Annotated in this window: 13 protein-coding genes; 2 read left to right on the forward strand and 11 right to left on the reverse strand. The window is 72.3% G+C overall.

What is annotated here, in order from left to right; all coding sequences use genetic code 11:
- The 3 genes from ACIBLA_RS17485 to ACIBLA_RS17495 all read right to left on the reverse strand — a co-directional run.
- Positions 1-108, reverse strand: a 108-nt coding sequence (locus ACIBLA_RS17485) for a PHP domain-containing protein (RefSeq protein WP_399199151.1), incomplete at its 3' end; no start/stop codon positions are given.
- 11 nt (positions 109-119) lie between these two features.
- Positions 120-707, reverse strand: coding sequence for a TetR/AcrR family transcriptional regulator (locus ACIBLA_RS17490; RefSeq protein WP_363240482.1), 588 nt, complete (start codon positions 705-707; stop codon positions 120-122).
- Positions 708-783: 76 nt separating this feature from the next.
- Complete coding sequence (locus tag ACIBLA_RS17495) at positions 784-1407, reverse strand: GrpB family protein (protein ID WP_363240483.1); 624 nt, start codon at positions 1405-1407, stop codon at positions 784-786.
- 135 nt (positions 1408-1542) lie between these two features.
- On the opposite strand from ACIBLA_RS17495, the gene ACIBLA_RS17500 reads away from it, so the two are divergent.
- Positions 1543-4941, forward strand: a complete 3399-nt coding sequence (locus ACIBLA_RS17500) for an ATP-binding protein (protein WP_399199060.1) — start codon at positions 1543-1545, stop codon at positions 4939-4941.
- Between the two features lie 161 nt (positions 4942-5102).
- On the opposite strand, the gene ACIBLA_RS17505 is transcribed toward ACIBLA_RS17500, so the two are convergent.
- The 6 genes from ACIBLA_RS17505 to ACIBLA_RS17530 form a co-directional block, all read right to left on the reverse strand.
- Positions 5103-6242, reverse strand: coding sequence for a MerR family transcriptional regulator (locus ACIBLA_RS17505; RefSeq protein ID WP_399199152.1), 1140 nt, complete (start codon positions 6240-6242; stop codon positions 5103-5105).
- Positions 6243-6393: 151 nt separating this feature from the next.
- On the reverse strand, positions 6394-7254 hold the full coding sequence (locus ACIBLA_RS17510; protein ID WP_363240486.1) for an ABC transporter permease: 861 nt from the start codon (positions 7252-7254) through the stop codon (positions 6394-6396).
- The gene (locus ACIBLA_RS17515; RefSeq protein WP_399199061.1) at positions 7251-8246 is read right to left on the reverse strand and encodes an ATP-binding cassette domain-containing protein; all 996 of its coding nucleotides are present in this window, start codon (positions 8244-8246) and stop codon (positions 7251-7253) included. Before ACIBLA_RS17515 ends, ACIBLA_RS17510 begins: the two co-directional genes overlap by 4 nt.
- Before the next feature lie 92 nt (positions 8247-8338).
- Complete coding sequence (locus ACIBLA_RS17520) at positions 8339-8944, reverse strand: NAD(P)H-dependent oxidoreductase (protein ID WP_363240489.1); 606 nt, start codon at positions 8942-8944, stop codon at positions 8339-8341.
- A 105-nt stretch (positions 8945-9049) separates the two neighbouring features.
- Positions 9050-10114 carry a hypothetical protein gene (locus ACIBLA_RS17525; RefSeq protein WP_399199153.1) on the reverse strand — a complete coding sequence of 355 codons (1065 nt, stop codon included), beginning with the start codon at positions 10112-10114 and terminating at the stop codon, positions 9050-9052.
- A gap of 101 nt (positions 10115-10215) precedes the next feature.
- Positions 10216-10545 carry a hypothetical protein gene (locus tag ACIBLA_RS17530; protein ID WP_399199062.1) on the reverse strand — a complete coding sequence of 110 codons (330 nt, stop codon included), beginning with the start codon at positions 10543-10545 and terminating at the stop codon, positions 10216-10218.
- Between the two features lie 249 nt (positions 10546-10794).
- On the opposite strand from ACIBLA_RS17530, the gene ACIBLA_RS17535 reads away from it, so the two are divergent.
- On the forward strand, positions 10795-12789 hold the full coding sequence (locus tag ACIBLA_RS17535; protein WP_399199063.1) for an FUSC family protein: 1995 nt from the start codon (positions 10795-10797) through the stop codon (positions 12787-12789).
- A 76-nt stretch (positions 12790-12865) separates the two neighbouring features.
- Here the strand turns inward: ACIBLA_RS17535 and ACIBLA_RS17540 are convergent, their stop codons facing one another.
- Together ACIBLA_RS17540 and ACIBLA_RS17545 are read right to left on the reverse strand one after the other, a co-directional pair.
- Complete coding sequence (locus ACIBLA_RS17540) at positions 12866-13264, reverse strand: ATP-binding protein (RefSeq protein ID WP_399199064.1); 399 nt, start codon at positions 13262-13264, stop codon at positions 12866-12868.
- A gap of 29 nt (positions 13265-13293) precedes the next feature.
- On the reverse strand, positions 13294-13758 hold the full coding sequence (locus ACIBLA_RS17545; RefSeq protein WP_399199065.1) for an RNA-binding S4 domain-containing protein: 465 nt from the start codon (positions 13756-13758) through the stop codon (positions 13294-13296).
- Positions 13759-13791 lie beyond the last annotated feature (33 nt).

A 13791-nucleotide genomic window follows, 5' to 3' on the forward strand; every position in this document is an offset into this window, starting at 1 on the left:
CATCTCATTGCACGCCTTGAACATGTCCCCCAACCGCGCCGCACCGTCCAGCAGCGAGTACTGGGTGTGGACATGCAGATGCGTGAACGGCGGCTCGGTCGACCCCATCGCTGATCCGCTCACTCGTCCGCGTCGAGACTCCGGGCGATGGCCCGCAGGCCGGCGGCGATCTCGCCCGCCGACGGCGCGTGTTCGGGGTCGATGAGCCACTGCTGCGTCAGCCCGGCGACCAACGCCATGTGCACCGAGCCGACGGCCCGCGCCGTCGCTTCGTCGCTGATGCCGTGCAGGTCGGCGGCGAGCCGCGGCCGGGCACGCTCGTACGCCTCCGCGATCTGCGCCCGGACCTCGGGCGACCGCTCGGCCTGCGCGATCCCCTCGGTCGCGGCGACGAGCAGGGGCCGGTGGGTGGCCCCGGACTCGATGACCTGCCCCCACATGGCCTCCAGCCGCGCCCCGACGGGGACGGGGCCATCGGCCCCGGAGTCCGCCGGGTCCGCCGGGGGTTCTTGGACCTTGGCGCCCCATTCGTGAATGGACTCCAGCATGGCGGCGTTGAGCAGCGCCTCCTTGGAGCCGTAGTGGTAGTTGATCGTGCCGAGCGGCGCGTCGGCGGCGGCGGCGATGTCGCGGGAGGTCGTGTGCGCGTACCCACGCTCCTCAAGACAGCGCCGGGCCCCGGCCATCAGCTTTTCGCGGTGTCCCATGGCGACACCGTACCCCAGAGTTGAACGTTCGTTCAGAACACTGGTTCAGAACGCTCGTTCAGGAGGATCGCCGTCATCACCGGGCCGGGCGGGCCCGCTCCAGGATCCGTTCGACCACCTCGGTCTTCGCGTCGGCGTAGTTCTGCAGGTACTTCCACTCCCGCCCCGCCAGTTGCCGCTTCGTCTCCGCGTACAGCTCACGGTCGCCGGGATGTGTACGCAGCCGGTCCCGGAAAAGCAGCATGCGGTCGGCCTCGGGGCAACCGGCGGGCAGTACGTGCAAGTTGGCCGAGCCGGCAGAAGGATCGAGGTCCTGCTTCCTGAGCACGCGGTGCTCGTACCAGTCCGGCTCCCGAATGGCGACCGCGTAGCCGACGGCCTCCAGGGCGGGGACATAGCTCGCCTCGTCGCCGGGGTCCGCGACGATCAGCAGCATGTCGATGACGGGCTTCGCGGGCAGTCCGGGCACCGAGGTGGATCCGACGTGCTCAAGCCGGTAGGGCCCGGTCGAACCTGCCGTTTCCGCCCCGGCGTTGGCGAGGCGCGTGCCGATCAGCGCGGCCTCACGCTCGTAGACCGCGGGCCACCGCGAGTCGTACTCGCCCAACACGACCTGCCCGTTGACGCGCTGGGCCGCGCCGAGGCTGGCCGCCTCGATCTCCTCGTCGGTCATCGGGGTCTGTCCGCCGTCGTCGTCCACCGCGTCTCCTCGTCGTCGTCCGGGGCGGCTGATTCGCGGGCGCGGATCCTACCGTGGCCGCTGCCACCTGCGGTTCTGTCCGTCAGCAAAGATTTCGTATGCCGATTGTCAGTGGTGCCTTCTATCGTTTTGGTCATGACCCCTGCACTGATCGGGCGTGACCACCCCGCAGGCGTCCTTCGCGCGGAGATCGGCCGGGCGACGGACAGCCACGGGGGTCTCGTGCTGATCGCCGGCGAGGCGGGTATCGGCAAGACCACTCTGGTCACGGCCGCCGCCCAGGAGGCCCGGCAGCGCGGGGCGCTGGTGCTCGGCGGCTCCTGCTGGGAGGGCAGCGCTCCGGGGTACTGGCCGTGGGTGCAGGTCGTGCGCGGGATGCGGCGCGGCCTCGACGAGGTGGAGTGGGCCAAGGCCGAGAAGGCGGCGGGCGGGCGGCTCGCGGTGCTGCTCGGCGAGGCGGCGGCGGAGGGGGACGACGACACCGGCACCCCGGAGGCCAAGGACGCCTTCTCCGTGTACGACGCGGTGACGACCGCCCTCGTCACGATCTCCCAGCAGCGACCGGTCGTCGTCGTCCTGGACGACCTGCACTGGGCGGACACCGCGTCACTCAAACTTCTCGAATTCGCCGCCCAGCACGCCTGGTTCGAGCGGCTGCTGCTCATCGGGACGTATCGCGACGTGGAGGTGGAGGCGCCCGGCCACCCGCTTCAGCAGCTCATCCTGCCGCTCGTCGCCCGCGCCACCACAGCCGTCACACTGACCGGGCTCGACAGGGACGACGTGGGCGCGCTCCTCGCGCTGACCACCGGCCGTGAGCCGGAGCCCGCCCTGGTGGACGAGGTGCACAGCCGCACGGGCGGCAATCCGTTCTTCGTCGAGCAGACCGCCCGGCTCTGGCACGGCGGCAGCCCGGTCAGCACGATCGCCCCCGGTGTGCGCGAGGCCGTGCGGCGGCGGCTGTCGATGCTGCCGAAGGCGGTCGGGGATCTGCTGGTCACCGCGAGCGTGCTGGGCAGGGAGTTCCACCGGCAGGTCCTCGCCGCCGCGACATCGGCGCCCGTGCCGCACGTGGACCGGCTGCTGGACCGGGCCGTGTCGGCCCGGCTCGTGGTGGCGCGCAGGGGCGGCCGGTTCGCCTTCGCCCACGACCTCGTCCGGGAGACGCTGTACGAGTCGCTGGAGGAGGCGGACGCGAGCCGGCTGCACGGCGCGGTCGTCCGGGCCCTGGACACCGCCCCGGCCCTGGGCGAGAAGATCGTCCCCGCCGATCTGGCCCGGCACGCCCATCTCGCCGGTGACACCGTGGACCGCGGCCACCGCATCGATCTGCTGCTCGTGGCGGCGCGGGACGCGTCGAGCAGGCTCGCGTTCGACGAGGCCGTCGGGCACTTCCGGCGCGCCCTGGAGGTGGCGGAGACCTCGGGTGAGGGCGATCCGCGCCGGGCCGTCGTCATCGCGCTCGACCTCGCCGGTGAGCTGCTGCACTACGGCAGGGACGAGGAGGCCCGGCGGTATTTCGACCGCGCGGTGACACCGGCGCGCGAGCTGGGCGATCCCGCGCTGCTGGCCCGCGTCGCGCTCACGCTCCACCGGCAGCAGGACATCCCCGGCCACGGCTCACTGGCGGGGGACCTGCTGCACGAGGCGTATCGGGCGCTGGTCGGCGACGAGGACGGTGGCGACGGCGGGGGCAGCGGTGACGAGGAGCGGGAGCGGATGGCGCAGGATCTCGCCGTCCGTGCCACCGACCTCGCCCGGCAGGACGATGACGACGAAGCGCTCGCCTTCTCCCTCTGGGCGCGGCACGACACCATCTGGGGCCTCGGGACCTCCGACGAACGGCTCGCCCTCACCGGCGAGATGTCGGCCGTCGCCCGCCGCACCCAGAACATGGACATGGAGCTGCACGCCGCGGCGATGCGCTGGGTGACGCTGCTGGAGCTGGGCGATCCGCTCTATCTGAGCCAGTTGCGTACGTACGCGGGAGTGGCCGAGCGCGCGGGCAAGCGCAGGTACCTGCTGGGCAAGACCGTCGACGTGGGGATCGTCGCCGCGCTCACCGGCGACTTCGAGCAGGCCGAGACGTGTTTCGCCGACACGCTCGAAATGGCGCGCGAGCACACGCCGTACGGCTTTCTCGCCTGGCATCTGCTCTGGTCCCTGCACATGATCCGGGGGCGCTTCGACGAGGCCGACGCCGTCACGCACGCCCTCGACGGCGTGGACTACCCGCTCCCGCTGCTGCTCGACGGGATCTCCGCCATCGAGCGGGGCGACACGGCGCGGGCGCGGCGGCTGCTGCGCGAGGTGGCGGAGCGGCCGGAGCCGGTCGGACGGGTCTTCGGGCCGCTGTGGTTCCGGCTGCTGGCGCACACGGCCGCCGCGTCGGGCGAGCCCGCGCTGATCGCCGAGGCACGGGACGCGCTCGGCGCGCACAGCGGCCAGTGGCTCGTCGCGCTGTACGGCTGCGACATCAGCGGGCCGATCGACCTCTGGCTCGGCATGCTGGACGCGGCAGAAGGGCGCTGGGACGGGGCGGTGGCGGCGTTCACGTCGGCGCGCGACTCCGCAGACCGCCTCCAGGCGAGACCGTGGTCCCTGCGCGCGGGCCTGGCCCTGGCGGACGCGCTGCGGGCCCGCGGCGGGGCAGGGGACGCCGCCGCGGAGGCCACCCTGCGCGCGGAGAACTCGCGGGCGGCAAAGGCGATGGGGCTGCGGCATCTGGAGAGACAGCAGGCGGCGGGGGCGGTGCCGGCGCTGGAGGTGCCGGTGGAAGGGCCGGCGGTGGTACGGCCCGAGGGAGCCGACCGGCCCGGCCCGCCCACCCCGCCGGACGGGGAGCGGGGGCCGTGGGTGAACGGCCCCTGGGCGGACGACGCCGGACCACGCGGGCCGGGCGTGGGGACCGGCACCCGCACCGACCTCTCCCCGCAGACACAACCACCTTCCCCCGGACCGGAGTTCAGGCGGGACGGGGCCGTGTGGGCGCTCGGCTTCGACGGGCGCGCGGTCCATGTGCCCGACGCCAAGGGGCTGCGGGATCTGCACACGCTGCTCGCGCACCCCGGCACCGACTTCCCCGCCGTCCGGCTGCTCGCCCCCGACGGCGGCGAGACCGCCGTCGCCGCACACGCGATGGGCGGTGACCCGGTCCTGGACGAACGGGCCAAGGCCGAATATCGGCGCCGACTCGACCAGTTGGACCACGAGATAGACCGCGCGGGCGAGCGGGGCGACGCCGCGCGCGCCGCCGCGTACGACAGGGAACGGCAGGCCCTCCTGGACGAACTGCGCACCGCCGCCGGGCTCGGCGGACGCACCCGGCGGCTGGGCGACGAGGCGGAACGGGCCCGTAAGACGGTCACGGCCCGGATCCGCGACACCCTCCGCAAACTCGACGCGCTCCACCCCGAACTTGCCACGCATCTCCGGAAGTCGGTGACCACGGGCTCAACCTGCGCGTACCGTCCCGAACTCGCGGAGGACGGCACATCCGGCGGCCCCTCCGACGGGCTCAACTGGCGGCTGTGAGCCCCGGCCTGGGAGCCCGGACCCGGACCCCGTACCGAGGTGGCGCCACGCACCGTGGATCCTGCCCACGCCCGGCACGCCCGCTCATGGCACCGCGTGGCGAGGTCGCCTTCCGCGGGGGCTCGGCGGCGCATCCCGCCGTCGAGGCCTTCATCGCCGCACTACGAGAAGCGTTGCCCACGGAACGCGCCATCGAGCCGAGCTGATCCTGACCGGGCTGGGACCGCGTCGGCGACCACGGCGTCGGCGACCGCGCACGTCACGTTGTCCGGGGCGCCCGCCGCCAGGGCGAGTGCGATCAGTTCGTGCACGGCGTCCTCCGGGTCCGCTGTCGTACGGAGGACGCGCCCGATGTCGTCGGGGCGTACGACCGTGAACAGACCGTCGGAGCAGAGCAGATAGCGGTCTCCCGGCTCCACGTCGTGCAGGCGCAGATCGGGGCGGGCGTGGGCCTCCGTGCCGTCCAGGGCGCGCAGCAGCAGGGCCCGTTGGGGGTGGGAGGCCGCCTCGTCGGGGGTGAGGGTGCCCGCGTCGATCATCGACTGGACCAGGGTGTGGTCGTGCGTGATCCGGGAGACCTCACCGCCCCGCAGCAGATAGGCGCGGGTGTCTCCGACATGCACGAGTGCCAGCCGGGATCCGGTCCACAGCATCGCCGTGAGCGTGGTCCCGGACTCACTGGCCCCACTGGCCCGGTTCACCCGGTCCACCGCGTCCGCCAGGCCGTTGAGTACATCGGCACCCCGCACCGACCCCTCCAGCGCCACCAGCGCCTCGACCGCCGCCCCGCTCGCCCGTGCCCCGTCCTCCCCGAACCCGTCCGCGACAGCGAGGAGCCGCGAACCGGCGTACGCCGTGTCCTGGTTGACCGGACGGACCAGTCCTCGGTCCGACCCGGCCGCGTAACGCATCACTGTGTTCCTGCCCGGTAGAGACATCGCTTCGACGCCCTTCCCTGCCGGATTCCCCGACAGTTGGTCGACGAGGAAGGTCACCAGGTCCCGGCGCGCGGCGGTCTCCTTCTCCACCTGCGCCCAGTACGCCCCGACGGCCAGGCCGGCGGCCGGCGTATCCGTCTCGTACAGAGCGCAGACCTCACCGATCCGGACCAGCGGCATCCCGACGCGCCGTAGCCACGCCACCAGCCGGGCCCGCTCCAACTGCGCCTCGGTGTAATACCGGTAGCCGGTCACCTCGTCCACGCGAGCCGGTGTCAGCAGCCCCAGCTCGTCGTAGAGGCGCAGCGCCTTCTGAGACAGCCGGGACGCGCGCGCGAACGCGCCGATGGTCAGTTCGTCCATGTCTCCGGTCACCGCCGCCCCTCTCCTCGTACCGGACGCCTCGCCCGGCACGACCGATGCTGGGGCTTGCCCCTTGGGCAGAGTCAACGCCTGTGGTCTGCGGCTCTCCCCCCGAGGAGTCGCAGACCACAGGCCACCCGGCGGCACCGGCTCACTTCCGGTTGTAGAGCCTCATCGTCCACGTACCGAACACGAGCACCAACCCCACCGACCAGCCGAGCGTCACCGCTATGTCATGGGCCGGCCAGTCGCCCGCCATCAACCCGCGTACCGCGCTGGCGAGTTCGGAGACGGGGCTGTTGTTGACGAACGCCTGGAGCCAGCCCGGCATCGTCTTCGGGTCGACGAAGACGTTGCTCAGGAACGTCATCGGCATGATCACCATCATGCTGACGCCCATCACCGACTTCTCGGTGCGCAGCATCAGCCCGAACATCGTCCAGATCCACGAGAACGAGAAGGAGAAGACGAGCAGCAGCGCCACGCCGGCCACGATGCCCGGCAGACCGCCGTCGGGGCGGTATCCGATGGCGAGGCCCACGCCGAGGATCACGATCGCGGCGATCATGTAGCGGATCACGTCACCGAGCAGATAGCCGACCATCGGTGCCGGGCGCCAGATCGGGAGCGTACGGAAGCGGTCGAAGACACCCTTGGCGATATCGGTGTTGACCGCGACGCCCGAGTACATCGTTATCATCACGACGCTCATCACCATGACGCCGGGCAGCAGGAACTGGATGTACTCGGAGACCGACCCGGCCAGCGCACCGCCGAAGAGATACGCGTACATCAGCACCATCATGACCGGGAAGACGGTCACGTCGAAAAGCTGCTCGGGCACATGCTTGATCTTCAGCATCGCCCGCCAGCCGAACGTCAGCGACGCGGAGAGGGCGCTGGGCCTCCGCGGCCGTTCCTTGTTCACCAGCAGCGCGGCGAGGTCGTCCGCCGTGGGTGCGGCGAGGTCGAGGTCGTCGAGGTCCTGCGTCTTCGTGGCTACGGTGGTCATGCCGCCGCCCCTTCCTTCACGTCGGTGCTGCTCTTCTTCTTGTCCGTCAGCGCGAGGAAGACCTCGTCCAGGCTGGGCTGGCCGAGGGAGAAGTTGTCCACGACGATCCCCTCGCGCGCCAGCTCGGCGAGCGCCCTCCCGGCCTGCTCGGCCCCACCCCGGTCGGTGCCCGAGCCGCTGATCGTGGCGGTGAGGGCGAGCGGGTCCGGGTCCAGCACGACCTCCGCGCGCAGTGCGGCGGCCAGCACCCGCTCGGCGTCCGGCCGTTGGGCCGCCTCGCGCAGCCGCAGATGCACGGCGCCGGAACCGACGGACGCCTTCAGGTCGCCCTTGGTGCCTTCGGCGATCACCTTGCCCTGGTCGATCACGGCGATACGGGACGCCAACTGGTCCGCCTCGTCCAGATACTGGGTCGTCAGCAGCACGGTCGTCCCCTGCGAGACGACGGCCCGCACGATGTCCCACACCTGGTTACGGCTGCGCGGGTCGAGGCCGGTCGTCGGCTCGTCCAGGAAGAGGAGGTCGGGGGTGTTGAGGATGGAGGCGGCGATGTCGATACGGCGCCGCATACCCCCCGAGTAGTTCTTGACCTGCCGGCCCGCCGCCTCCGTAAGACCGAAGGCGTCCAGCAACTGCCCCGCGCGGTCGCGGGCGTCGGGCTTGGTGTGCCCGAGCAGCCTGCCGAGCAGGACCAGATTCTCCGAGCCGGTCAGGTCCTCGTCCACCGACGCGTACTGCCCGGTCAGCGCGACCCGGCTGCGGACCGACTCGGCGTCCTTCACCACGTCCTTGCCGAAGATACGGGCCTCGCCGCCGTCCGGGCGGAGGAGCGTCGCGAGCATCCGTACGACGGTGGTCTTGCCCGCGCCGTTCGGACCCAGCACTCCGTAGACCGTGCCCGTCGGCACGGCGAGATCGACTCCGTCCACGGCGCGGTTCGAGCCGAAGACTTTCACCAGCCCTGTGGTCTCGATCGCGAGATCTTTACTCATCACTCAGTCCTTGTCGTTCTGTCTGGTCGTCGTTCTGTGTCGTCGTACGTCTTAGGACTCCCGGAGCGCCCGTAACTCATCAGCCGGGCCGCTCAGCAGATGTACGGGCGGGCCTCCCGCGCCTCGCGGAGGGCCAGGCCCCACCATCCGAGCTGGTCGAGCAGCACACTCGCCGCACGGTCCCGGTGCTCCCCGGTCGCCGCGTCGACATCGAGCACGTCGTCGCCGCAGTCGAAGAGGTTGATCGACACCCCGTTTCGCAGAGTGACCGTGTGCAGCTCGGTGAAGACGGAGCGCAGGCCCTCCACCGCGTACATCCCGCCCGACCCGTGGCCGTAACTGACGAACGCGACCGGCTTGGTCTGCCACTCGTCGTACGCGTAGTCCACGGCCTGCTTGAGGGAGGCGGGGAACGAGCGGTTGTACTCCGGTGTCACCACCACGAACGCCTCGGCACGGTCGACCTCGGCGGTGAACTCCGCCATCGGCTCCGTGACCCGGTCGGGATAACGCGCGGGGAAGTCGAAGTCGGCCAGATCGACGACCGACACCGCCAACTCGTCCCGCTTGGCCGCCCGCTCGGCGAACCACCGGCCGATCGCGTCACCGAGCCGGCCCTCGCGGGTGCTGCCGATGATGACCGCGACGCGCAGCGGCTCCGCCGCGCCGTCCCACTCCCCCTCGTCGCACTCCGGCATGTGGGTGGCCTCCCTCCTCGCCCTCGGCCGCCGTCACTCAGTAGGCGCTAGACGCGAGCGCGCGCCCGCCAGATCAGATCTGGCGGGCGCGCGGGTCGTGAGAACCTAGAACGGGCCCGCGGGCCAGGGCTCTCTCACGCGGTCGTAGATCCCCCGCAGCCACGGCTGGCGGACGGCGGGCAGGCGGGCCAGTGTCGCGAGGAACACTCCCCTGTCGGGTCGGAACAGCGAATGCGGGCGGCGCGGCAGTGGATCGTCGCGGAGGACGCCGTCGGGCAGTCTGCCCGGCGCGGGGACCATCGGGGGTTCGCGGTGGAAAGCCAGATGCGTCCACACATCGGCGGCCAGTGGCACGGTCGCCGCGCCGTCGGACGGCTGCCATGTCTCCCCCGTACGCGGATGCCGCGGGACCAGCAGGATGTCCGGGGCCGAGTCCGGGGCGGGCAGGCCCGGCCCGGCCAGAGCCACCGTCTTCGCCGTCGCCGGTTTCCCCGGCGGGAGCAGCCCGTACAGCGCGTCCAGTGCGCGGGCGAACGTCTCCGCGACGAGGCCGTCGGGAACGGCCACGGGTGTGCCCCCGGAAACCGCCAGCAGGTGGGCCAGCCCGGCCCCGACCGCCGCACCCCACCGAGGGTTCCAGTACCCGGACTGGTCGATCGGGGGCGTGGCAACCGTCTCCCGGCCCGGAGCGTCGCGGTCATCGAGGTGATCAGGATCCGGCACGGCGCGCACCCCGTCCGGAGCGAACCTCACCTCCTGCCAGAGTGAGCAGTCGTCCACACGGGTCGCCACCACCCGGCCGCACCGCTCGCACGCGAGGTTGGGGCCGTCGCGCCCGTCCAGTCCGCAGCAGTAGCCGCCGCATCGCTCCGGGATCAGGACAGTGCCACGCGTGTCCCCCGGCGCGACGACGATCGCTCCCGCGGCGCCGAAGGACAGGCGCGACACGGGCGCGAACACACCGCGGGCTTCCGCCTCCTCCGCGCCGACCTCGCTCCACCACCGCCACGGCGGCCCGGAAGGTTCCAGGTCGACGGCGTACGTGCCCGATTCCATCAGTACGGGGAGCAGCCCGTTCCCCCAGACCTGGCGGGTGTGGACGGGAAGCGCGACCCGCGACAGCGGGGCACTCAGCACGGCGTCGCATCCCGTACACGCGAACACCGTCATACGTCCCGTCATACGTCGCCCTCCCCCGAGTCCGAGTCCGGAACCTGCGAATCATCCCGGCTCGGCGACGGCGGGCCAACCCAATTACGCCTGGACCCCGCTCAGTCCTCCCGCGTATGGAAGAAGTAGAACGTCGCGATCGCCGCCGCCCCACCCACCGTGAGCCCGATGCCGGACGACCGCAGCACGCTCGCGTACGTCAGGCTGTGCAGGAAGCCCACGGACACGCCCGCCACCACGCCGAAGGCCGCGGCCCGCAGCTCGGTCGTCATCGTCGTGGGAAGCCGCATCAGTATGAAGACGAGCACGGCCAGTGCGAGGCCGGAGACGACGCCCAGGGTGATCTGGAGCGCGTTGAGCGGGGTGCCGTGGCGCTGGATGAACGGTGCCCAGATGCCGTACAGGATGCCCAGGCCGACCGGCCAGGCCACGGCCCGGACGGGGATACGCGGCCTCCCGCCGCCCGTGCCCCGCAAGGAGAAGCGAGACGGGCGCGCGTGCCGGGGTCCGGACGTGGGCCTGGCCGAAGGCCTGGACGTCGGTGCCTGTGTGGCCATGGCTGGGAACTCCTCCCGCTCGCCTCACTCGCCCCTCTTCCAGGGCACACCCGCCACCGCGCCCCGGCAACTCGGACAGGCCGGGGCTGACAGCCCCACCCCCCATACGTCACTGTGGCCACCGTGATCTCTCCCCGCCGACGAGCAACCGCCCGGCAGGCCACCCGGCTCGCGCCTCCCGAGTGGCTGCTCAGCGGCCTGCGCCCGAAGGCCGCCCCCATCCCGTGGGGCGCCGTCGTCCGCGCGGCCCTCGCACTCGCGACGCCTCTCGCCGTGGGGCTCGCCCTCGGCCGGCCCACATACGGCGCGCTCGCCGCCATGGGCGCCCTGTACGGCGTGATCAGCGACACCGCCGACGCCTACCGGCTACGGCTGCTGCACATCGCGATCCCCCAGCTGTTCGGCGCGCTCGGCCTCACCCTCGGCAGCCTCGTCTTCGGCCAGGGCTGGATCGCCGTCGCCACGCTGACACTGGTCGCGCTCGTCTCCGGGATGATCTCCTCCATCGGCGCGGTGGCCTCCGTCGCCGGACTGCTCCTGCTCATCAACTCCGTCGTCGGCGCCGGTCTCCCGTTGCCCGGCCCCTGGTGGCTGGCCCCGCTGCTGTTCGCGTGCGGCGGGCTCTGCGTGCTGCTGCTCGCCCTGCTCGGCTGGCCCTTCCGCGGCCGGGTCGCCGAGCGGACCGCGGTCGCCGACGCGTACCGCGCCTGCGCCGACCTCCTGGAGTCTGCCGGCCGCGCGGACACCGACTACGACGCGCTGCGCCAGGCCGTCACCGGGGCGCTGAACCAGGCGTACGACCTCGTCCTCGCCCGCCGCGCCCGCGACCACGGCAGGCGCGGCCCGCTCGTGCGGCTGCTCGCGCAGCTCAGCGTGCTCATCCCGCTGGTCGAAGCAGCGCCCGCCGCGCAGCTGCGGAGCCGCCCGCTCCCCGACGAGATCCCGGCCGCCGTGAGGGAGTTGGCACAGGCGATCGAGGAGAGCAGACTCGGCGGCACCGAACTCGACCTGCCGGCCCCCGCCACCCCGTCCGAGCGGGCCGTCGACGCCGCGCTGCGGCATGCCGCACGCGTCGTGCACAAGGCGGACCCCGACCCGTACAACGTGGACGACCGCCTCGGCCGCCCCGCCGCGCTCGGCGTCCGGATCCGGCGTGCCGGGCGCGACATGCTGTTCAGCGAGTCGTCCTGGCGCTACGGGCTGCGCCTCGCTCTGTGCATCGGCCTCGCGCAGATCCTGGTGTCGATGATCGCGGTACCGCGCTCGTACTGGGTCGCCCTCACCGTCACCTTCGTCCTCAAACCGGACTTCGGCTCGGTCTTCTCGCGCGGCGTGCTGCGCGCGCTCGGTACGGCCGCCGGTCTTGTCACCGCCGCGGCCGTGCTGTCGCAGGTGCCGCGCGGCTGGTGGGACGTGCCGGTGCTGCTGATGCTCGCGGGGTGCATTCCGGCGGTCTCGGCGAAGAGTTACGCCTTCCAGACGGCGGCCATCACGCCCGTGATCCTGTTGCTCTCCGACGTGCTCAACCACCAGGGATTCGCACTGGTCCTGCCGCGTCTGGTGGACAGTCTCATCGGCTGCGCGATCGCGCTGATCGCGGGCTATCTGCTCTGGCCGGAGAGCTGGCACAGCCGGATCGGGGACCGGCTGGCGGACGCCGTCGACGACACGGCGGACTACCTCACGTACGCCTTCGGCCCCACCACCGGCCGTACGGAGGAGGAGACGGCGGCGGACCAGGCCGAGCGGGTACGGCGGCGGCGCGTGATCTACCGCGATCTGTCCGTCGTACGCACCGAGTTCCAGCGCGCGCTCACCGAACCGCCGCCCACCGGGACGCGCGCCGCCGCCTGGTGGCCGCTGGTCGTCGCGCTGGAACGGATCGTCGACGCGACGACGGCCGCGCGCGTGCGCGTCAACCACGGGGCGCCGCCGCCCGGCGCGGCGGAAATCGCGGACGCGGAGCGGCAGTTGCGGGAACTGGCGGCGCGGGTGCGCTCCAGTGTCGTCCTGGTGGACGTGCGCGAGGAGTGGTCGGCGGCCGACGACGAAGGGGTTCTGGCGCCGCTGCGGCGGGAGGTGCGGGCGGCGCAGGCGATCACGTCGCAGCGGGGGTGAGGGCGGAGTCGCAGGGCCGGTGAAACGGTTCAGCACTCCGGTCGGCGGTTCGGGCGGCGGTCGGTCGGCGGCCCAGTCAGTAGTCCGGCGCCTTCAGCGTCACCCAGACCCGCTTCCCCGGCCCCTGCCTCGGCGCCACCCCCCAGTCGTCCGCGAGCGCGGCGACCAGCGCCAGCCCGCGCCCGCACTCGTCGACGAGGTCGGGATCACGGGGCCGGGGCAGCGAGTCCCCCGCGTCCTCGACCTCCAGCCACAGCAGCCCGTCGGCCCGCCGCGCCGTCACCACGATCTCCCGCCCCGGCGGCGACCCGTGTCGCAGCGCGTTCGTGACCAGCTCCGACAGCAGCAACGCGGCCGTGTCGCCCAGCTCTCCCGGCAGGCCGATGGACGTCAGCAGTGCCTCCCTCGCGCGGCCGACGCTGCGGGGGTGGCGGGGGAGGCGGAGCCTCATGTGCTGGTCACAGTCGCGGTTCATGGAGATGACCTTCCCCACGACGACGACTTTTACTTTCCGTGCGCGCGAGGTGACTGTGTGCGGTTGGGTACCGGCCCACGGGGCGGTGCCCCCAGGAGTTCGTCAAGTACCCGCCGCTCGCGCTTCGTCGGGCGGCCCGCGCCGCGGTCCCGGACCGCCACCGGGCCCGCGAACTCGCGCGGCGGGGGCGGCGGGCTGTTGTCCACGTAGCACTGGACCGCCACCGGGGCGCCAACGCGCTTGCGGATGACCCGCGTGAGCACGACCACCCGTTCGCGCTCCGCGTGCCGCAGCCGGATCTCGTCGCCCGGCTTGATCAGGTACGCGGGCTTCACCCGCTCCCCGTTGACGCGGACGTGGCCCGCGCGGCACGCGGACGCCGCCTGGGAACGGGTCTTGGTCAGCCGCACCGACCAGATCCAGACGTCGGCGCGTACGCTCCCCTGGTCCCCGGTCCCGGTGCCGTTACCGGTCTGAGCTTCAGCAGCAGCCATGCACCCGAGCTTAAAGCGTCTCCCCCGATTCCC

Source organism: Streptomyces sp. NPDC050433, assembly GCF_044458565.1.
Lineage (GTDB): Bacteria > Actinomycetota > Actinomycetes > Streptomycetales > Streptomycetaceae > Streptomyces.

Bases quoted from the DNA above. Each gene is read 5' to 3' on its own strand.
- ACIBLA_RS17515 (WP_399199061.1), bottom strand. From the start codon at position 8,246: ATGAGTAAAGATCTCGCGATCGAGACCACAGGGCTGGTGAAAGTCTTC.
- ACIBLA_RS17490 (WP_363240482.1), bottom strand. From the start codon at position 707: ATGGGACACCGCGAAAAGCTGATGGCCGGGGCCCGGCGCTGTCTTGAG.
- ACIBLA_RS17505 (WP_399199152.1), bottom strand. From the start codon at position 6,242: ATGGACGAACTGACCATCGGCGCGTTCGCGCGCGCGTCCCGGCTGTCT.
- ACIBLA_RS17540 (WP_399199064.1), bottom strand. From the start codon at position 13,264: ATGAACCGCGACTGTGACCAGCACATGAGGCTCCGCCTCCCCCGCCAC.
- ACIBLA_RS17525 (WP_399199153.1), bottom strand. From the start codon at position 10,114: ATGACGGTGTTCGCGTGTACGGGATGCGACGCCGTGCTGAGTGCCCCG.
- ACIBLA_RS17545 (WP_399199065.1), bottom strand. From the start codon at position 13,758: ATGGCTGCTGCTGAAGCTCAGACCGGTAACGGCACCGGGACCGGGGAC.
- ACIBLA_RS17520 (WP_363240489.1), bottom strand. From the start codon at position 8,944: ATGCCGGAGTGCGACGAGGGGGAGTGGGACGGCGCGGCGGAGCCGCTG.
- ACIBLA_RS17510 (WP_363240486.1), bottom strand. From the start codon at position 7,254: ATGACCACCGTAGCCACGAAGACGCAGGACCTCGACGACCTCGACCTC.
- ACIBLA_RS17500 (WP_399199060.1), top strand. From the start codon at position 1,543: ATGACCCCTGCACTGATCGGGCGTGACCACCCCGCAGGCGTCCTTCGC.